Source organism: Candidatus Accumulibacter propinquus (assembly GCF_056856495.1).
On sequence record NZ_JBSEHC010000004.1, the window covers coordinates 280,934 to 298,960 of the forward strand.

The following is an 18,027-nucleotide window of genomic DNA, read 5'->3' on the forward strand; positions in this document are numbered from 1 at the left end:
TAAACTCAAAAAATGCCAGACATTCTACTGCACCTTCTGCCGCACGTCGTTTCATCGCTGCTTTACGGTGTGCTGGGCATGCATTTCTGGCATACGCGCTGGCGCGAAACCGACCGCCCTCTGGTCACGCTGCCGATGCAGCCGTGGGAGCGGGCGGCCATCCTTGCGGCCCTGGTGGTGCAGGGAATAGGGCTTTACCAGGGGCTGTTCAGTGCTGGTGGCATGCGTTTTTCCTTCAGTTTTGCACTGTCGCTGATGCTCTGGCTGGCGGTACTGATCTACTGGCTGGAGAGTTTCCATGCCCGCATGGACGGCTTGCAGCCGATGGTCCTGCCGCTTGCCGCAATCAGCGCACTGGCGCCGGCACTGTTTCCCCAGTTGCGCGTCGTCGCCAACGCCGGTGCCTGGGGTTTCCAGCTCCATTTCCTGACGGCCATGCTTGCCTACAGCCTGTTTACCCTATCTGCGCTGCACGCGGTGTTCATGGGTTTCGCCGAACGCAAGCTGCATCAGCGGGCGGTCACCAAGAGTCTCACCAGCCTGCCGCCGATCCTGACCATGGAGGCCCTGCTGTTTCGCATGATCCTGGTCGCCTTCTGTCTGCTGACGGTGGCACTGCTCAGTGGCGTCATGTTCGCCGAAGCGATATTCGGCAGAGCCATGGCTGTGGACCACAAGACCTTGTTCGCCTTCGCCTCGTGGGGAATCTTTGCCGCCCTGCTGCTGGGGCGTCGCGTCTACGGCTGGCGTGGCCGCATCGCGCTGCGCTGGACTCTGACTGGATTCATGGTGCTGCTGCTGGCGTACATCGGCAGCCGGTTTGTTGCCGAGGTCCTGCTGGGTCGCCTCTGATCCGCGTGCGCCGGCGGGCGTTCTGTAGCGACTTGTCGATCGGCAGGCCGTTGACACGATTTTGCAGCGAATCGATACTCTCGCTCGTGGTAACGGGCGAAAGGTCCAGCCACAGACCCCAACTGGAGAAGAAAAGGAGATACAACATGGCAATCACGATCTCGGCAACAAAAGCTGGTCCGTGCTCCGGCAAACCGGCCGTTGAAATCGCCTACGATGCGGGCAGCACTCTGGATCAGATTCTCGAGGCTCAAAAACTCGTTTTCAGTGACAAAAAGCTGGCCAAGGCGATCGGGTTCAAGTTCTGCGGAGGGTGCTACTCAGGCCTGGACCTGAACATCAAGCAGAAATTCGAACAGGTCGTCCAGCAGGGCTGATGTGTGTATTCAGAACAGAAGCTCGGCATCGGCCTGTTGTTCAACCCGGCGCTGCCGCAGTTTCTCGAAACCCGACCGGAGTCGTTTGACTATCTGGAGGTGATCCCCGATCGGGAATGGGCGGACCGCGGCGTGCATGGCTCGCCGCGGTTCCTGCTCCTCGAACAGTCGCTCGAATTTCTCGAGCGCAGCCGCGAACGGAAGCCCATGCTTTGTCATTCGATCGGCCTGTCGATTGGCAGTGCGGCAATTTTCGATAGCGGCCATGTCGAACAGATTCGCTGGTTGCACCAGAAGCTGGACTTCGCGTGGCACAGCGACCATCTTTCGTTCTCCCGCTTGCCGCAGGACCTGGCCGCGGCAGGCAACGGCCCCGAAATGCACGCCGCCATCTCGCTGCCGGTACCTTACGATCAACAGGTTTTGCAACTCATCGCCGAGCGCGTCAGGTATATCCGCGCCGTGATCGACTGCCAGTTCCTGCTCGAGAACAACGTCTACTACGCCGCAATACCGGAAGAGGAGATGAGCGAAGCCGAGTTCCTCAACCGCCTGTGCCAGGTTTCCGGCTGCGGGATCCTGCTCGATCTGCACAACCTCTACGTCAATTCGCGGAATCACGGGATTTCCATGGAGGCTTTTCTGCGCGACATCGATCTGCGTCACGTCGTGGAAATTCACGTCGCAGGTGGCGACGAGTTGCTCGGCTTCTACACCGATTCGCACGCGGGACCCGTTGCCGAGCCGGTTTGGGAACTGCTGGACGAGACGCTCCGGGCGGCCCCCTGGATCCGCGCCGTGACCTTCGAGTTCCATGAGTCTTCGTATCCCTTGCTCAAGACCGAAGGCATTGCCGCGCAATTGGCGCGCGCACGCCGGATCTGGGAACGGCATTGCTGAGCTGAACATGGCCCTCGACGCCTTTCAGGACATCTTCTGCCGGATGATCGCCTCGTCGGACTACCGTGCACGCTTGATCGACAACCCCGAAGCCGAGTTCGATCAACACGACCTCGATGCACGCGAGAAGCGTCGTCTGACGGCGATGGCGTCGCATCCCGGCATGCGGATCAACACGGCGATTCATCGCGCCAATCGCTTGACGCCGCTGGACCAGACTCTGCCATTGACCTGCTTTCTGCTTGGTTCACGACTGGGGGCCTTATTGGACCGCTACTGGCACTGCAATCCCACCGAAAACCTGCAACTGCCCGCCGAGTGCGCGCGTTTCGCGGACTTCATCGTCGGCGAACTGCATAGTGGACGACTGGTCGACCCTTTCGTCGGCGAAGTTCTGGCCTTCGAAAGGGCGTGCACCGAACTTCGTTTCTTCAGCGCCGAGGAACTCGCGTCGAGAACAGAGACGCAGCCGCGACTGCCAGCCAAAGTGCGTGTCCTGCATTTCCAACATGATCCGGAACCATTGCTCGAAGCCTTGAGTGAACTGAAACCGCCGCCGGAGAACCTTGCCGAAGGCGATTTCCATCTCGCGGTCGACGCGCGTTCCGACGAGGCGGTATTCCGGCTGCTCGATCCCGTCGCGGCGGCCGCCTTGCTGGGCTCCCGAAATGCGTTATAACGGAAGGCTCCGCCTGTTGCGGCGCGAAGCCCGGGCGCTGGATCTGGGCTGCGGCTGGGCTGCTTTGGCGGATGGCTTGAACCATGCACGACCGCTGCTGTCAGCAGGCGAGTGGATGTCGGCGAGACTGTGCCGGGTCGGCATCCACGCCGCGCGCCGTCGTTTGGCGGCCTGCGGGTCGGCAACGATGTTGAGCGGTGGCTGGCTCGATATTCGCAGCCAGTATTTCACGATGCATTTCCCACAACAAACCAAGGAGCATGAGCATGGACAAGCCAGGTAACCCGGTTGGATGGTTCGAGATCTACGTTTCCGACATGGCTCGCGCGAAAACCTTCTACACCGCGGTCTTCGGCCGCGAGTTGACCTCGCTTCCCGAAATCGGTGAAGGTGGCGAAATGTACGCCTTTCCCTGGGTCGAGGGCGCGGCCGGTGCAGCCGGTGCGCTCGTCAAGCACCCGATGGCTTGCTCCGGGAAGGGCGGGACGATGGTGTATTTCTCCTGCGACGATGTCAGCAACGAAGCGAATCGGGCGGTCGAGGCCGGTGGCAGGATCATGCAGCCGAAGATGGCGATCGGGCAATACGGCCATATTGCACTGGTAGAAGACACCGAGGGCAACCTGATCGGCCTGCATTCCATGCAGTAGTCGCCGTCCCCGGACGCCTGACAGGGCCGGATGGCGAGCTGACTGCTTGGCCGTGGTCGTAGTGGGCCGCTACCCAACCACGGTCTGGCGCGTGCGCCGCGGCTGGGGATCAGGCTTCTGATGGTCCGAAAACCGGTTCGCAGCGAACCTCGGTCCTGACCGAATTGGCGATGAAGCACTCCGTGTGCGCCAGGTGATGGAGCTGCAGCACTTCCTCGCGGGTCGGCAGACGAACCCCCGAGAAGCCGACTTCAGGCCTGAGCGTGACGACACTCATCGCCATCCTGCCCTCGGCATTTCTTGCCATGCTGCCGGTCGGGCGGTCGGCATAGCGATCGACGCAGAAGCCTTGGCGGGCAGCAATCGCAAGAAACCACAACAGGTGACAACTGGCCAGCGAGGCAATGAAAGCCTCTTCCGGATCGACCGCGGCCGGATCGGACCAGGGGAGCGGCACGACATGTGGCGACGACGATGCGGCGACCTCGGCGCCGCCGTCAAAGCGCAGCAAGTGCCTGCGGCTGTAACGGTTATCGAGAAAGTCCTGCCCGTTGCGAACCCAGACGAGGTCGGCGGAATATTCAGCCATGGTCAATCTCCGAAAAGGCTTGGTTGATCGGGTATTGCGATCGACAGCATACCCGGCAGTGAGGCCCGAGTCATGGGCTGCGGAAGCGCGCAGCGCGGTCGCCTGACCGGCAAAGCCTTCCACACGCACGGTCTCTGACCTTGACGATTGACCGCGGCTGCCCCTACCAACATACTGCTGCCGATTCGCGCCATGGACTTCTCCCGAGCATGCCCCGTCGCCATTTGCCGATTCCCCTGATGCCCAACCGTGGGTTGCTGGTTGCCACGATCCTGCTGCTCTCTCAGCCCGTGTACGCCGAGACGCTGCGCTGTCAGGTGACCTACGGCGGGGAAACCAGGGAACTGGAAGCGCATCCGGTGAGTTCACCGTATTCGGTGCCGGTACAGGCCGTCGGCTCGTACTTCCTGTTCCGCATGGTTTTTCAGAAGGAACCTGCGGATCTGGCCGCGATCAGGCTCTACGTTTTCGCCGACCGGAGTACCGGGCCGGTGCCGATCCAGCAGGCCACACATCCTTATCCGCCACCGTCGCACGCTGGCGCAACCTACGGCTTCACCGGTCTCAATCGAGTCTATGAGCCGATCCGCGATGGTGAACTGCAGTACTGGTGCGCGTTGTCTTCCGCCAGGGGGCTGCGCCAATGAACCGGGTAGCCGTTTTGCGCTTGTTGCTCAGCGTCGTCGGCATGCTCGGCATGCTTGTGGCGGCCTCCGCCTGCGCCACCGGACCGGCCGCCGTCCACCTGGTTTTTGTCGGGGACATCATGCTCGACGACGGGCCGGGTCGCCTGATCAGTCGCGGCGGTGATCCCCTGGCTCCCTTTGCCGCGCAGTTGCAGAATGCCGACTATCGCATCGGCAACCTGGAATGTCCGATCGCTACCGTGGGGCAGCCCCTTGACAACAAGATTTTCAGCTTTCGCGCCGATCCAGCCGTGCTGCGCGTTCTGCGTGGGCGATTCGATGCGCTCGCGGTAGCCAACAACCACTCCGGCGACTACGGTCAGGCGGCGTTTCTGGGAACTCTGGAGCATCTCGCCGGCCAGGGCATTGCCGCCATCGGCGGGGGGCGCCAGCTTGCCGAGGCGCATCGTCCGCTGTGGATCGAACGTCGCGGCGTGCGCATCGCGGTCCTGGCCTACAACGAATTCAAGCCGCGCTCGTTCGAAGCGGGTGCAGACTGGCCGGGAATCGCCTGGAGCGAGGACAGCGAGGTGATCTCCGACATCCGTGCCGCGCGCGTCGCCGGTGCCGACGTGGTCATCCCCTTCATGCACTGGGGCTGGGAGCGTGAACGCCGAGCCAGCGAACGCCAGCGGCAACTGGCCCACCTGATGATCGACGCCGGGGCCGACCTGGTCGTCGGCGGGCATCCGCACGTGACGCAGGACGTCGAGTATTACCAGGGCAAGCTGATTGTCTACAGTCTCGGCAACTTCGTCTTTGACGGTTTTGATCTCCCGGCTGCCCGAACCGGCTGGCTGCTGCGTCTGACCCTCGACAAGAGCGGCCTCGTGGCCTGGGATATCCTCGCCGCGCAGATCGACGAGGAGGGGACGCCACACCCCCAGCAAGGCACCGCGACACCCTGTGGCCGCGCCGGGGACAGCCTGGTCAGGGAGTGTGTCGGGCCCTGAGGTCTGGCGCGACCGCCGCAAGACTTGCTGTCCCTGCCGTTCGCACGCTTCCCCAAGGCCTCGGATCATGCCCGTGCGGGAGGGCCTCGGCACGGGATGGCTGGTGTTCAAGGGGGTGCAGGCATTGCCATGGCCTGCGGCATCCGTGCACAATGCGTGCATGACCATCGCCACCATCATCCACGCCGGTTTGCGCCACTCGGACCGGTCGACTGTCGCACTGGTATTGATGGGCGGTGGCGCGCGCACGGCCTATCAGGTCGGTGTGCTGCGTACCGTAGCTTCGCTGCTGCAGGAACAGCCCGGTGGATCCCGGCGATTTCCGTTCCGGGTTCTGGTCGGTACCTCGGCCGGAGCGATCAACGCCGCTTTTCTTGCCGCGCGTGCGATGCACGGTTTGCAGGCCTTCGAAGAACTGGAGGAGTTCTGGAGCCGCCTGCGCTCGACCGACGTCTACCGGCTCAACATCCCGTCCTGGGTGCGTTTCAACCGTTGGGTGGCGGCCCTCAGCCTGTCGCGCCATGTGCGCACGCATGGGGCGATCCTCGACAACATGCCCTTGGCGGGGATGCTGCGCCAGGGCATTCCGGCGGCGGGCATCGAAGCGGCACTGCGATCGAGAACCCTCGACGCACTGGCGGTCAGCGCGTCCAGTTATACCAGCGGTGTTCACTGGACCTTCTGCCAGACCGCGAATCGCGACGCCTTTCAGGCCTGGGCGCGTCCCGGGCGCCGCGGCGAATTCCAGCAGATGACGGTCGAGCACTTGATGGCTTCCAGCGCGATCCCGTTCCTGTTCCCGTCGACTGCGTTGCGCGTCGATGGGCGGCAGGAATTCTTCGGCGATGGCTCGATGCGTCAGATCGCGCCGTTGTCGCCGGCGATGCACCTGGGCGCAAAGAAAATCCTGGTGATCGGTGTCGGGCAGCCGGAAAGACCGGGAATGGTCGCCGCTGCGCTGCCCGCGGACAGCCGTGGCCCGACGCTCGGGAGCATGGCCGGACACGTCATGGCCAGCGTATTTCACGATACCCTGCAGGCCGACGTGGAGCAGACCAAGCGGGTAACCGAGACCATCAACCAGCTCGCGAATGCGGCGTCGGCGATGCGTTACCAGGCGGTCGATGTCCTGGCGATTGCGCCAACGGACTCGCTCGACGCGCTGGCGCAGCAATACACCAATGACTTGCCGCCGGCAGTCCGCCAGGCCCTGGCCGCACTGGGCATGCTCAAGGGCAGTGGCGGCGCGCTGGCCAGTTACCTGTTGTTCGAGCCGGCCTTCGTGCGCTCGTTGATTGCGATGGGTGCAAGCGACGCCGTGGCCCGCAAGGAAGAACTGCTGGCCCTGCTCCTGGATGAATGAGCCGCGGCGCACCGGCGGTTTGCATTGAGCCGGTACGGACTGCTGGCTGAGCGCTGCTTACTTCCGTAACAGCCTCAGTCCGTTGCCGACCACCAGCAGGCTTGCTCCCATGTCGGCGAATACCGCCATCCACAGCGTCGCGTGACCGGCCAAAGCCAGCGCGAAGAATACGATCTTTATCCCCAGAGCCAGCGCGATGTTCTGTTTCAGGATCGATCCCACGCGCCGGCTGAGGCGGATGAAATCGGCGATCTTGCGCGGATCGTCATCCATGATCGCCACATCGGCGATTTCCAGCGCCGTGGCGGTGCCGGCGGCGCCCATCGCGAAGCCGATGTCGGCGCGCGCCAACGCCGGTGCATCGTTCACGCCATCGCCGACCATTCCCACCGTACCGTGACGGTCTTTAAGCTCGGCGACGGCGGCCTGTTTGTCTTCCGGCATCAGGTTGCCGCGGGCGTCCTGGATACCCAGTTGATCGGCGATGGCGCGTGCGGTCGCCGGGTTGTCGCCGGTCAGCATCACCGGCTCGACGTGCAGCGCCCTGAGGGCGGTCACGGCGGCAAGGCTCTCCGGCCGCAGCGTGTCGGCGACGGCAAAAACGGCCACCGGTCCGGTGGGTGCGCAGAGGATCACGGTGGTCTTGCCGGCGTTTTCCAGGATCGCCAGGCGTGCCTCGAGTTCCGGCGAGCAGACGCCCAGTTCCTCGACCAGGCGATGATTCCCCAGATGCCACACTTGACCCGCGATGCGGCCCTTGACGCCATGGCCATGGAGGACCGCGAATTCCTCGACCGGCAGCATCGTCGCGTCGGGTTGCTGCCTTCGCCATCCCGCTACCAGCGCCTGCGCCACCGGGTGGGTGCTGTGCTCATCGAGGCTGGCGGCGACCAACAAAGCCTCGGCGAGCGGCAGGTCGCCAAACGGCGCGGCATCAGTCAGGGCGGGCTTGCCCTGGGTCAGCGTGCCGGTCTTGTCGAGCGCGACGGCCTTCAACAGGCGGCCGCCTTCGAGGTGAGCCCCGCCCTTGATCAGGATGCCGTGCCTGGCCGCCGCCGCCAGGCCGCTGACGACGGTGATCGGGGTGGATACCACCAGCGCACAGGGGCAGGCGATGACCAGCAGGACCAGCGCCTGGTAAAGCCATTCCCCCCAGGTGCCAGCGAACAGCACCGGGCCGAGCACGGCCAGGAGAACGGCCAGGGCGACCACGGCCGGGGTGTAGACCTGGGCGAAACGATCGACGAAGCGCTGGGTTGGCGCGCGCTGGGCTTGTGCTTCCTGGATGGCGGCAGCGATGCGCGCCAGGGTGCTGTCACCGGCGACAGCCGTTACGGTCGCCTCCAACACCCCGTCGGTGACGATGCTGCCGGCGTAGAGGACGTCGCCGACCTGTTTGTCCACCGGCAGGCTCTCGCCGGTGATCGGCGCCTGATCGAGGGCGGCGCGGCCGGACTCGACGCGCGCATCGAGCGGTACCCGTGCGCCGGTCCGGATGCGGATGCGGCTGCCGATGGCTACCCTGGCCACCGCTTGTTCCTGCCAGCCATCCGCGACCCTGACCTCGGCGGTGTCCGGTGCCAGTGCCGTCAGCGATCTGATCGCCCGTCGTGCCCGTTCCAGCGACAGCGCTTCGATGGCCTCGGCGACCGCAAACAGAAACACCACCATCGCGGCTTCGGGCCACTTGCCGATGCTGACCGCACCGACGACGGCCAGCGACATCAGGAAGTAGATATTCAGTGTCAGGTTCCTGAGGGCGATCCAGCCTTTCTTGAGTATCGGCAGGCCGGCGCTCAGGATCGACATTACAGCCAGGGCGACAACCAGCCAGGAGCTTTCTTCGCCGCCTGTCCAGGTGCTGACTTCGGCAGCGACCGCTGCCAGGCCGCTGAGGGTCAACAGGATTTTCAGCCTGGTGCTCAACACCGGCGGCACCGGTGCCACCGGCGTACCCGCTTCCAGCAGGCGGGGAGCCATGTCCAGGGCCTGCAGCGCGATGGCGATCGGTTGCGCATCGGCCAAGCGGTGGTGGACCGTCAGCTCCCGATCGAGCAGTCTGAAGTCAAGCCGAACGATCCCCGGCATCGTCTCCAGGCGATTGCGGATCAGCCTTTCCTCGGTGGGGCAGTCCATCTTGTCGATACGGTAGCGCACCTGGCTGGTGCCTGTGGGCGGCGGGTCGTGCCTGGCCGGGGTGCTCCCGCTGGCCTCGCCGGGTGAGCAGCAGGCATCGGCGTGCGCGTGCGCGTGCGCATGCGCATGCGCGTGGTGGCCGTGGTGGTGATCGTCTGCGGCGCTGCTTGCTGGAGACGGCCGGTGCCGATGTTCATGCCCTGACGTGCAGCACGCGTCCTTCTCCTGTACGTGCAGATGAAACACGCGTTTGCGCTGGTTGTGCGGATTCATGGTGGCATATCTCCGGGAACGGTGCCATCATTGAACAGTCTTTAGTTGGTACAGGGTCAAGAACTTTCTGGAGCAGGGAGCAATGAGGATCGGCGAACTGGCACAACGCAGCGACTGCGACGTGGAAACGGTGCGCTTCTACGAGCGTGAAGGACTGCTCGACCTGCCTGCGCGCGAGGCCAACGGCTACCGCCTCTACAACGAAGCGCACCTGGTACAGCTCAAGTTCGTTCGTCACTGCCGCTCGCTCGGGATGGGGCTGCCGGACGTGCGCATCCTGCGCAGCTTCCAGGCCAACCCGGATCTGGCCTGTGAAGAAATCAACCAGTTGATCGACAGCCAGATCGAGCGCATCCACCAGCAGCTGGATTCACTTCACCTGCTCGAACGGCAATTGCACAAACTGCGTGACACTTGCCACGCCAATCGGAAAGCCGGTCAGTGTGGCATCATGCGCAATCTGGCGCGGGCGGCCGAGGGCGGGAATTGCTCGTGCCATCCGCCCGCGGGGACGAACTGAGCAGGAGCAAGGCATGAGTACGCACGCTTCCCATCCGGAAATCATCAAGCGTCTGAAACGGGCCGAAGGCCACCTCAAGAGCATCATCGCCATGCTCGAGGACAGCCGCAATTGCCTGGAGATCGCCCAGCAACTGCAGGCCGTCGAGAGCGCGGTGGGCAACGCCAAGAAAACACTGGTGCACGACCATATCGATCATTGCCTCGAACAAGCGGTGCGCAACGGTTCCCGGGACGCGGACGAGACCATCCGCGAGTTCAAGGCGATCACCAAATACCTGTGATGGACCTGCCGAGGGGCAGGCCCAGGTTGCGGCAGCGGTTGATGGGCGGCCTCAAGGCTTCGCTGCCGGCGTCGTCAGCGTTTCTATCCACGGTTCCAGGCGTTGGCCGACGGTCAATTGCACCTCGTAACGCGGCGTGCTCGCGTCGGGCAGCGGCTGCGGCGCGTTGCGCAGCGGTTCGAGTAGCGGACGCAGCGCGAAGGGCACGTTGATGTGGTCGATGGCGACCCCGCTGATATAGCCGCCGAGCTGGTATTGCCGGTCGTGGCGGCGTAGCGTCGGCCGGATGGTGCCGCGCAGGATCAGGTAGCGGCTGCGGTCCGGGTAGCGGGAACGCAGCGTTGCCGCATCGAGGCCAGCGTCGATCGCGAAGAGCCGGCTGTAGTGGTTTTCCTCGATCGCGACGCGTTCCTGGCCGGCTCTGGCCTGCTTGGCGAACGCCTCGCTGCCGGGATTGGCCGCCGCCGCTGCCGCCTGGCGGGCAGCACCGGCGCGTGCACGCTCCACGGACTGTCGCCACGCCGGGCCGGCGTTCTCGAAAACCACCAGGACCTGCCGCGGCAACTGCCGGGCCAGGCGTTCGCGTGCTTCCTGGGTGGCGTTCCCGGCGCTGGTTTCGAATCCGAGGGTGGCGAGGTGGGCGGCATCCAGCCAGGTCGGCTGTACGCCGTAGTTCGAGGAACCGTAGTCGGAACCTTCTTCGTCCGCATCGAGCACGCGCCAAGTCAGCGTCAGCGCCAGGCCGCTGTTTTCCGCCTGGCGATAGCTGCGGTAGGGCAGGGACAGTTCGCGCTCGCTGAGCATGAGGCGACTCTCGGGTTCGCCTGACCGGTTGATGAAGACGCCGGACAGGGCGACGGCGTTGGTGAGCAGGATCAGTGCCGCCCCGGCTGCCAGGGTGCGTCCGCGGGTCCAGGCGATCATGCGCTGCTGCCCCGGTCGGCGCGACCCACTGCGCCGCGCAAGCGCTTGAGGAGCAGCAGAATCAGCACCGCGGTGAGGCCCAGTACCAGGAAGAACAGATACTTGGGCATCACCTCCCACCACCAGTCATAGAACTTGGTGTACAGGAAGAGGACGAAAAAGGTGATGCCGGTGTTGACCGTTTCGGGCCATTCGCGGCGCGTACCGATCCAGATGGCGACGGCGCTGCCGGCAAAGCCGGCGACCTGATAGCCGCCCTCGATCAGCTTCGGATCCAGGTCGAGGTAACTGATCTGGCCCCAGTGGCCGAGGATCAGCATCGGGACCAGCGCGGTCAGCAGGCCGAAGACCCGGTAGATGGCCTCGAAGCCGGGATAGTGGCGATGCACCGCAAGTCGCGGCATGGCGAGCAGCAGGGCCGCGACGACGAAGAAATTCTCCGGCCGTTCGCCGGCGTGCAGCCAGTAGACCCCGCTCCAGGTCCCGACGCGTGCCGCAACGAAGGCGATCACGCAGGCAATGCCGGCCGCCAGCAAGAGCCGCAGGTCGCAAGCGTAGGCGAGCAGGAAGGCCATTGCCGCCCAGGGCAACAATGCCTTGTCCGACGGTGTGATGTTGAAGATCTGGCCGATCATCGAGACGTTGAGCACGAAGCAGGCAAAGGCCACCAGCGCGGCCAGTCTGGTGAAGTACCCGGTGGCGTCGCGACCCTGTATCCAGACCGTCAGGCCGAGGCTGCCGAGCGCGCTGGTGATCAGGATGGCCACCTGCGCCGCTTCCGAAAAACGCCCCCAGAACTGGTAGAAGAGGAAGAATACGCTCGCTGCCAGCGCCATGGCGCCAAGGAACGAGGCGATGCGCATGCCGAGCGAGAGTTGCTTGGCGCGGCTGTCGCGATCGATGTCGTAGGCGTGCGCATAGTTTGCCAGCAACGACGCGTGGTGGGTGGCAAGCGCCTGCCGCTGCGATTCTTCGAGGGCGAGCACACCTTCCGCTTCCAGGCGCGCCAGTTCGGTCAGGAAGACGCGGATTTCGTCGGCCCGTTGCTGCGCCTGGCGGCGCGCCGGAATATCGTTGGCGGTGTTGCGCATGGTCGTCGGCGATTATGCCCGGTTTGCGCCGATTCGACCACGTTTCGCCCGCACGCGAGCGCTCCGGAACCGGCTCGCCGTTGCCGACCGGCCGCGGGCGGCGTTGGCCGTGGTCGACGCGGGAGGGCCGGCAAGAGCCGGCAGGATCTGCAGCCCTCTTTCCGCGACGCTGACGGCACCTTATACTGCAGCATGCCGGGGGGCTTGACGGCGTCGCAGGGCGGGGCGCGAGACGCTCGGGCAAGCGTCCCTTTCTCTGACACCGCTACTTCCGGGAGTCGCCATGAAACCACTTTTCGCCGATGCCACCCCTGCCCACAAGACCCCTTCGGTCAATGCTCCCGCAGTCGAGGGGGGGGCTGCCGCCGTTGCGCTCGCCGGCCAGGCGTTGGTCGCCGTTCAGGCGCGACCAACGCTGCCCCTTGCGCCGAGCCTGAACGCGCCGACACCGAAGGTGACGGTCAGCGAAACCGACCTCACAACTCTCGGCGACAAGTCCACCAGGCGGGTCGCCGCCATCTCGGAGCAACTGCTCGGGATGGTGCGCGGCAGCGGCAGCGACCAGTTCGGCGTCGCTCTCACCCAGTTGCTCAGCACTGCCCAGCAGCTCGATCCGAAGCTGCTCTTCGACAAGTCACTGATCGGCAAGCTCAAGGGATTTTTCGTGTCCGCCAAGGAACAGGTGAAATCCCAGTTCCGTTCGGTCTCTGGTCAGCTCGACGCGCTCGTCGGCGAACTCGAACGGTCGGCGCGCACCTACGAGCAGCGGATTCGTGAACTCGAAGACATGTACCTTGCCAACGGCGACGAGTACAACGCCCTCGGCGAAGCCGTGCGCAAGGGCCAGGAGCTGCTGGCTGCGCTGAACGATGAGATTGCCCACACGCCGGCAGCGACCGATCCCATGGCCGCGCAGGCGATCGGGGACCGGCGCCAGCTCGCCGTGCGGCTCGAAAAGCGCATCGACGACCTGAAGCGGGCGCAGATGATCGCCATGCAGACGGCTCCGGAGATCCGGCTGCTGCAGAACAACTCGCGGATGCTGATCGGGAAGTTCCAGGACATCGTCGCCGTCACCATTCCCGCCTGGAAAAAGCAGTTCTCGCTGCACATCCTGATGGAGGAACAGGCGAAATCAGCGGAGTTGGTGACGGCTATCGACGATGCGACCAACGCCGCGCTACGCAAGAACGCGGATCTCCTGCGGCAGAACACCACCGCCATCACGCGAGCCAACCAGAGGGCGCTGGTCGAGATGGAAACGCTTGAACACGTCCAGAAGCAGTTGCTCGGTGCTTTCGAGGACATGCAGAAGATCAACGACGAGGCCGCGGCGGCGCGTGCCCAGACCGATACCAAGCTCGCTTTGCTGCGCGACGAGTTGATCGACCGTTTTCAGAAGAACGCCTAGAAAGGAGTCGCCATGGCACTGATCGACCTCAAGAAGAAGACCCGCATCGTCCTTGACAAGCGCGCCCTGCCGCAACCACCACACTGTCGGGTCGGGTTGTGCATCGACATCTCCGGTTCGATGCACAACGAATATCAGGACGGGCTGGTGCAGGAAACCGTGGACCGCCTGCTGGCCATCGCCGGCACTTTCGACGATAACGGCGAGATGGAGGTGTGGACCTTCAACCAGGGCTATTCGACACCGCCGGTGGCCAGAGCCGCCGATTTCGGGAGTTATGTCAAGAAGGAGATCCTCGACAACCCGAAGGTGGACAAGTGGGGGGGGACCAACTACGCGCCGGTGATGAATGCGGTCCTCGACACTTATTTCCGTGGCGCGTCGGTCGTGACCTCGGGCGGCCTGTTCGGGCTGTTCAAGAAGACCGAGCAGCAGGCGCCGAAAGACACGCACATTCCGGCGTTGTGCCTGTTCATCACAGATGGCGACAACAGCGATGCCGCCGAAGCCGAGAGGATTCTCCGCCAGGCCCAGAAGTATCAGATTTACTGGCAGCTCATCGGCATCGGCAACGACACCGACTTCCGTTTCATCAAGAAGATGGCCGACGATCTCCCGAATGCCGGTTTCTGCCACCTCCCGAACCTGCGGGTCAGCGACGACGCGATCTACGAGGCGCTGCTGACCACCGAACTTTGCGACTGGCTGCGCAAGTTCTGATTTGCCGACTGCGGCTACCGCGACACACAAGGTAGCCAGTGATTGTTTACACCATTTTTTCGAGCAAGGGACTACGCCATGGCGATCAATCTCAAGAAGGGGCAGGGGATCAACCTGACCAAAGCCGCCCCAAGACTGCGCATCATCCGCGTCGGCATCGGCTGGGACATTACCAGAGTGGTCGCGCCCTGCGACCTCGACGTCAGTGCCTTTGTCCTCAAGACCGTCGGTGGCAACCCGGTCTGCCTGTCCGACGAGCACTTCGTCTTCTTCAACAACCTGCAGAGTCCCGAGGGCTTCGTGACCCACACCGGCGACAATCGCACCGGTGCCGGCGAGGGGGATGACGAGACTCTGAAGGTCGATCTCGGTGCCGCGCCGCTCGATGCCGTAGAGGTCTCGTTCATCGTCACGATGCACGAAGCGGCGGCGCGTCGTCAGCACTTCGGCATGGTTCAGAACGCCTATCTGAAGGTCTACAACGACGAAACCGGTGAGTTGCTTGCCGACTATGACCTCGACGAGGAATTCGCCGGCCAGACCGCAGTGCAGATCGGTTCCCTGTTCCGCACCGACAACGAATGGCAGTTCCAGGCCGTGGGCGCCGGCTACCAGCGCGAGTTGTTCGACTTCGTGCGGGGTTATGGCCTCGACGCCTGAGTTACAACCCCGGCCACTTTTCGAGGATGCCGCGGCGGCACGCGCGCGTCCTCCTGCCGCCGATACGCAGCCGCATACCGAGCCCGCTGGAGCCTCCCGAACGATTGATCCTGCGCCGCAGCATCGGGTGCGGCCGCTGGATCTGCCAGCGGCGCCGCCCCGGCCGCCGGTGGTGGCACGCATTCACCCGCTGTCGCTGCCCGCCAGCGCCAGCGAGCCGCCTGCAACACCGCCGCCGGTGCAGCCTTTGGTGCTGCCGGTGGCGCCAGCGCCACCGACCGACCGATATGCGCCGGCGTCGCTGCTCTTCGACGAGGGTCAGGGGTCGGCCATCGAACGACTCCGGCGCAGTGCGGTGGAAGCGTTTCCGACGATTGCCGCGCCTCGGCTCGCAGCGCTGGACGAGGCGATTCGCGAACTGCTGCCGATCGAGGTCACGAATCTCGCCGCCTGGGGCAATACGCTGCTACGGCGCACCGAGTCCCTGAGCGGCGAACTGCAGCGACTGACGGCCGCCGTGGCGAGTTGGCAGGCCGGCGAGCTGATAGAGAAGTGCCATCTGTCCATGAACGCCTCCGGAGTGTGGAAGATCTTCCGAAGGAACTCGCCGGCCTCGCTGAAACCGGCCCTCGAACTGATGCTCTCGCAGGCGCCGCAGACGCTCGCCGCCCTTGACGAACTGGCCCGGCGCCTGGTCCCGTGCCGTGAGGCTTTTGCCGCTTCGCTGCTGCTGCTCAAGGTTGCGCCGCAGGTGCTGTCGTTCCGGGATATCGAAGCCGAGGCCCTGGCGCGCCGCGGCCACTTGCTGAGCCTCTCGGCCCAACACTTCGAACTGCTCGAACCGCAGCTCGATCAGTTGCGTCGTCAGGTGCTCACCTGGCAAGGCGAGATCGAGCAACTCGCCCGCGTCAGTATTCCGCTGTGGGAACTCGCCAATCGCAAGGCGCCCGGCTGATCCGGCCATGGCGACCGCCTTGCCGGGTTGCGCTAGACCTGGAAGCGCGCCAGTAGTTGCTGCGTATTGCGCGCGTTGCGAGAGAGTCCGGACAGCGTGTTCCTGGCCTGCTGAATGGCGTCGTCTTCCGCCTGCACACGGTTGTTGATTCGATTGCTGGCCTCGGCCATCGCGTTGGTCGCCGCGCGCTGCTCGCGCGTCGATAGCGCGATGCCACTGACTCGCGCCACGGCCTCGTGCATCCGCTGCTGCATTTCCTGGATGCGGGTTGCCGCGACCTGCGACAGCTCGACGCTGCGGCGGACGGCGCTGACCGACGAGCGGACGGTGGCCCCGGCCAGAGCGGTTTCGCTGCGTACGGCGGCGATCATTTCGGCGATCTCGATGGTCGCTTTTGCCGTACTCTCGGCGAGCTTGCGCACCTCATCGGCGACGACCGCGAAGCCGCGGCCCTGTTCGCCGGCGCGCGCGGCTTCGATCGCCGCGTTCAGTGCCAGCAGATTGGTCTGATCGGCAATACCCTTGATGACGTTGACGATGCCGCTGATTTCCTGCGAACGATTGTCGAGACTGGCCATCACTTCTGCCAGCTTCTCGACGTCGCTGACTGATTGCTCGGCGTCGATGGCGATCGAACCGACGTCGCGCGCGCCCGCTTCCGAGAGATCGCCAGTTTGACGGATCAGCTTGTCGGCCTCGTCCGCATTGTCCGCGATGCGCGACACCGCCGCGGTGATTTCCTCGATCGACGCGGCGTTGGCCGTCGAACTGTCGGACACCTGTATCGCCTGCCGCGCCAGCAGAGCCATCCCGCCGTCGAGGGCGTTCACGCCGTCCGCGAGGCGGGCGGCCTCTTCCTTGAGCGATCCGAACATGGCTTGCAACTGCTCCAGAAACTTGTTGAACGCGGCGGCGGTTGCGCCGATTTCGTCGCTTCCCGACACCTGCAGGCGAGCCGACAGATCGCCGCCGCCGAGCGAGATGTCGATCATCTTGTCGCGCACCTGATGCAGGCGTTTCAACAGCCGCCCGAGCACCGTGCTGGCCACCAGCGCGGCGATGCCGCCCACCGCCAGCAGCACCACCAGCAGGGTGATCAGCAAGGGTTGCAGCGGCGCCAGCACCACTGACTTGGCCAGGGAAATGCCGAGTACCCAGTCGCTGCCCTTGATCGGCGAGAGATACAGGTAGCGGTTGCCGTCCGGTTGCGGCACTTCAAACATCCTGCCTTCGGCGGTGGCCTTCTCGATGCGGTCGCGCGTCAGTTCGGGGAGGCGTTCGCTGATCGGCTTCAACACCGCCTCCTGAAGCGGGTGTGCCAGAACGGTTCCATCCTTGTGCAGCAGGAACGCAAAGCCGTCGCCACCCAGACGGACACCCAGGATCTCCTTGACGATGCGGTCGATCTTGATGTCTGCCGCAGCCACCCCGACGGTTTTTCCGTCCTTGACCATCACCGACGCAAAAGAGATCACCAGCAGTTTCGAGGCCGCGTCTTCGTACGGCTTGGTGACAATGACGCTGGCTTCGCCAGCGGCGAGCGCGTCGTGATACCAGGGGCGAGTTGTCGGGTCATAACCGGGAGGCAGCGACTGCGCTTCGGAGAAAACCGTTCGCTTGTCGGGATAGCCGGCATAGACCAGGTCGAAACCGCCACCCTGGGCCAGCAGTCTGAACTGATGCTCGGCGTCCGCGGCCGCGATTGCCGTTTTCGCGGCGCGGATCATTTGCGATTTGGCGCCGATCCAGTCGGCGATGGCGAAGGCGTAGCCGGTTGCGGCACTGCGCGTCTCGGCAGCCACGGACTCGAGCAACTGGCCGCGCAGTTGCTGGTAAAAGAGCGCTCCCTGGAGAAGGACCGACGTGGCGATCAGGCCGACGACGAAGGCCACGAGTTTTCCTTGCAGGCTGCGCATCCGCGAGCTCCAACAGTCATGGTGGTGAACGAGGCTGCCGCAAAGCGCCGGCAGTCCGCGCCCAGGCGGCAGTCGCGCGGGCCCGTCAT

20 protein-coding genes are annotated in these 18,027 nt (G+C 64.4%); 15 read left to right on the top strand and 5 right to left on the bottom strand.

Annotated elements, in window-relative coordinates; translation table 11 throughout:
- Positions 1–12: 12 nt before the first annotated feature.
- The 6 genes from AC15MQ_RS17305 to AC15MQ_RS17330 all read left to right on the top strand — a co-directional run bounded on the left by AC15MQ_RS17305 (position 13) and on the right by AC15MQ_RS17330 (position 3,458).
- A complete protein-coding gene (locus tag AC15MQ_RS17305; RefSeq protein ID WP_287653580.1) occupies positions 13–852 on the top strand; it encodes a cytochrome C assembly family protein in 840 nt (279 codons plus the stop codon).
- A 146-nt stretch (positions 853–998) separates the two neighbouring features.
- The gene (locus AC15MQ_RS17310) at positions 999–1,229 is read left to right on the top strand and encodes a hypothetical protein (protein ID WP_287653579.1); all 231 of its coding nucleotides are present in this window, start codon (positions 999–1,001) and stop codon (positions 1,227–1,229) included.
- A 3-nt stretch (positions 1,230–1,232) separates the two neighbouring features.
- Positions 1,233–2,129, top strand: a complete 897-nt coding sequence (locus tag AC15MQ_RS17315) for an MbnB/TglH/ChrH family RiPP precursor modification enzyme (RefSeq protein WP_287653578.1) — start codon at positions 1,233–1,235, stop codon at positions 2,127–2,129.
- 7 nt (positions 2,130–2,136) lie between these two features.
- Entirely contained in the window at positions 2,137–2,808 is a 672-nt protein-coding gene (locus AC15MQ_RS17320; RefSeq protein ID WP_287653577.1) for a hypothetical protein, read from the top strand.
- On the top strand, positions 2,798–3,091 hold the full coding sequence (locus AC15MQ_RS17325; protein ID WP_483080793.1) for a hypothetical protein: 294 nt from the start codon (positions 2,798–2,800) through the stop codon (positions 3,089–3,091). Before AC15MQ_RS17320 ends, AC15MQ_RS17325 begins: the two co-directional genes overlap by 11 nt.
- Positions 3,075–3,458 carry a VOC family protein gene (locus AC15MQ_RS17330; protein ID WP_287653575.1) on the top strand — a complete coding sequence of 128 codons (384 nt, stop codon included), beginning with the start codon at positions 3,075–3,077 and terminating at the stop codon, positions 3,456–3,458. The genes AC15MQ_RS17325 and AC15MQ_RS17330 overlap by 17 nt, the downstream gene beginning before the upstream one ends.
- A 109-nt stretch (positions 3,459–3,567) precedes the next feature.
- Here the strand turns inward: AC15MQ_RS17330 and AC15MQ_RS17335 are convergent, their stop codons facing one another.
- On the bottom strand, positions 3,568–4,047 hold the full coding sequence (locus tag AC15MQ_RS17335; protein WP_287653574.1) for an OsmC family protein: 480 nt from the start codon (positions 4,045–4,047) through the stop codon (positions 3,568–3,570).
- A gap of 209 nt (positions 4,048–4,256) precedes the next feature.
- On the opposite strand from AC15MQ_RS17335, the gene AC15MQ_RS17340 reads away from it, so the two are divergent.
- From AC15MQ_RS17340 to AC15MQ_RS17350, 3 genes are all read left to right on the top strand, one after another.
- Positions 4,257–4,694, top strand: coding sequence for a hypothetical protein (locus AC15MQ_RS17340; protein WP_287653573.1), 438 nt, complete (start codon positions 4,257–4,259; stop codon positions 4,692–4,694).
- Positions 4,691–5,686 carry a CapA family protein gene (locus AC15MQ_RS17345; protein WP_483080794.1) on the top strand — a complete coding sequence of 332 codons (996 nt, stop codon included), beginning with the start codon at positions 4,691–4,693 and terminating at the stop codon, positions 5,684–5,686. Before AC15MQ_RS17340 ends, AC15MQ_RS17345 begins: the two co-directional genes overlap by 4 nt.
- A 160-nt stretch (positions 5,687–5,846) precedes the next feature.
- Complete coding sequence (locus AC15MQ_RS17350; protein ID WP_287669980.1) at positions 5,847–7,049, top strand: patatin-like phospholipase family protein; 1,203 nt, start codon at positions 5,847–5,849, stop codon at positions 7,047–7,049.
- Positions 7,050–7,106: 57 nt separating this feature from the next.
- Here AC15MQ_RS17350 and AC15MQ_RS17355 read toward each other — a convergent pair whose 3' ends face one another.
- Positions 7,107–9,458, bottom strand: coding sequence for a heavy metal translocating P-type ATPase (locus AC15MQ_RS17355; protein ID WP_287653571.1), 2,352 nt, complete (start codon positions 9,456–9,458; stop codon positions 7,107–7,109).
- A gap of 82 nt (positions 9,459–9,540) precedes the next feature.
- Here AC15MQ_RS17355 and AC15MQ_RS17360 point away from each other — a divergent pair, with 82 nt between their 5' ends.
- Positions 9,541–9,978, top strand: a complete 438-nt coding sequence (locus AC15MQ_RS17360; protein ID WP_287653570.1) for a Cd(II)/Pb(II)-responsive transcriptional regulator — start codon at positions 9,541–9,543, stop codon at positions 9,976–9,978.
- Positions 9,979–9,991: 13 nt separating this feature from the next.
- The gene (locus AC15MQ_RS17365; RefSeq protein ID WP_287653569.1) at positions 9,992–10,261 is read left to right on the top strand and encodes a metal-sensing transcriptional repressor; all 270 of its coding nucleotides are present in this window, start codon (positions 9,992–9,994) and stop codon (positions 10,259–10,261) included.
- A gap of 51 nt (positions 10,262–10,312) precedes the next feature.
- Here AC15MQ_RS17365 and AC15MQ_RS17370 read toward each other — a convergent pair whose 3' ends face one another.
- Both AC15MQ_RS17370 and AC15MQ_RS17375 read right to left on the bottom strand, forming a co-directional pair.
- Positions 10,313–11,185 (bottom strand): DUF4824 family protein, encoded by an 873-nt coding sequence (locus AC15MQ_RS17370; protein ID WP_287653568.1) that lies wholly within the window; start codon positions 11,183–11,185, stop codon positions 10,313–10,315.
- On the bottom strand, positions 11,182–12,276 hold the full coding sequence (locus tag AC15MQ_RS17375; RefSeq protein ID WP_483080795.1) for a DUF2157 domain-containing protein: 1,095 nt from the start codon (positions 12,274–12,276) through the stop codon (positions 11,182–11,184). Before AC15MQ_RS17375 ends, AC15MQ_RS17370 begins: the two co-directional genes overlap by 4 nt.
- A gap of 283 nt (positions 12,277–12,559) precedes the next feature.
- Between AC15MQ_RS17375 and AC15MQ_RS17380 the strand changes: the two genes are divergently transcribed.
- The 4 genes from AC15MQ_RS17380 to AC15MQ_RS17395 all read left to right on the top strand — a co-directional run bounded on the left by AC15MQ_RS17380 (position 12,560) and on the right by AC15MQ_RS17395 (position 16,022).
- Positions 12,560–13,687, top strand: a complete 1,128-nt coding sequence (locus AC15MQ_RS17380; protein ID WP_287653565.1) for a toxic anion resistance protein — start codon at positions 12,560–12,562, stop codon at positions 13,685–13,687.
- Between the two features lie 12 nt (positions 13,688–13,699).
- Positions 13,700–14,407 carry a VWA domain-containing protein gene (locus tag AC15MQ_RS17385; protein ID WP_332336670.1) on the top strand — a complete coding sequence of 236 codons (708 nt, stop codon included), beginning with the start codon at positions 13,700–13,702 and terminating at the stop codon, positions 14,405–14,407.
- Positions 14,408–14,485: 78 nt separating this feature from the next.
- The gene (locus AC15MQ_RS17390; protein WP_287653563.1) at positions 14,486–15,067 is read left to right on the top strand and encodes a TerD family protein; all 582 of its coding nucleotides are present in this window, start codon (positions 14,486–14,488) and stop codon (positions 15,065–15,067) included.
- A complete protein-coding gene (locus AC15MQ_RS17395) occupies positions 15,051–16,022 on the top strand; it encodes a hypothetical protein (protein WP_483080796.1) in 972 nt (323 codons plus the stop codon). Before AC15MQ_RS17390 ends, AC15MQ_RS17395 begins: the two co-directional genes overlap by 17 nt.
- 32 nt (positions 16,023–16,054) lie before the next feature.
- Here the strand turns inward: AC15MQ_RS17395 and AC15MQ_RS17400 are convergent, their stop codons facing one another.
- Positions 16,055–17,938 carry a methyl-accepting chemotaxis protein gene (locus AC15MQ_RS17400; RefSeq protein ID WP_483080797.1) on the bottom strand — a complete coding sequence of 628 codons (1,884 nt, stop codon included), beginning with the start codon at positions 17,936–17,938 and terminating at the stop codon, positions 16,055–16,057.
- Positions 17,939–18,027: the final 89 nt, after the last annotated feature.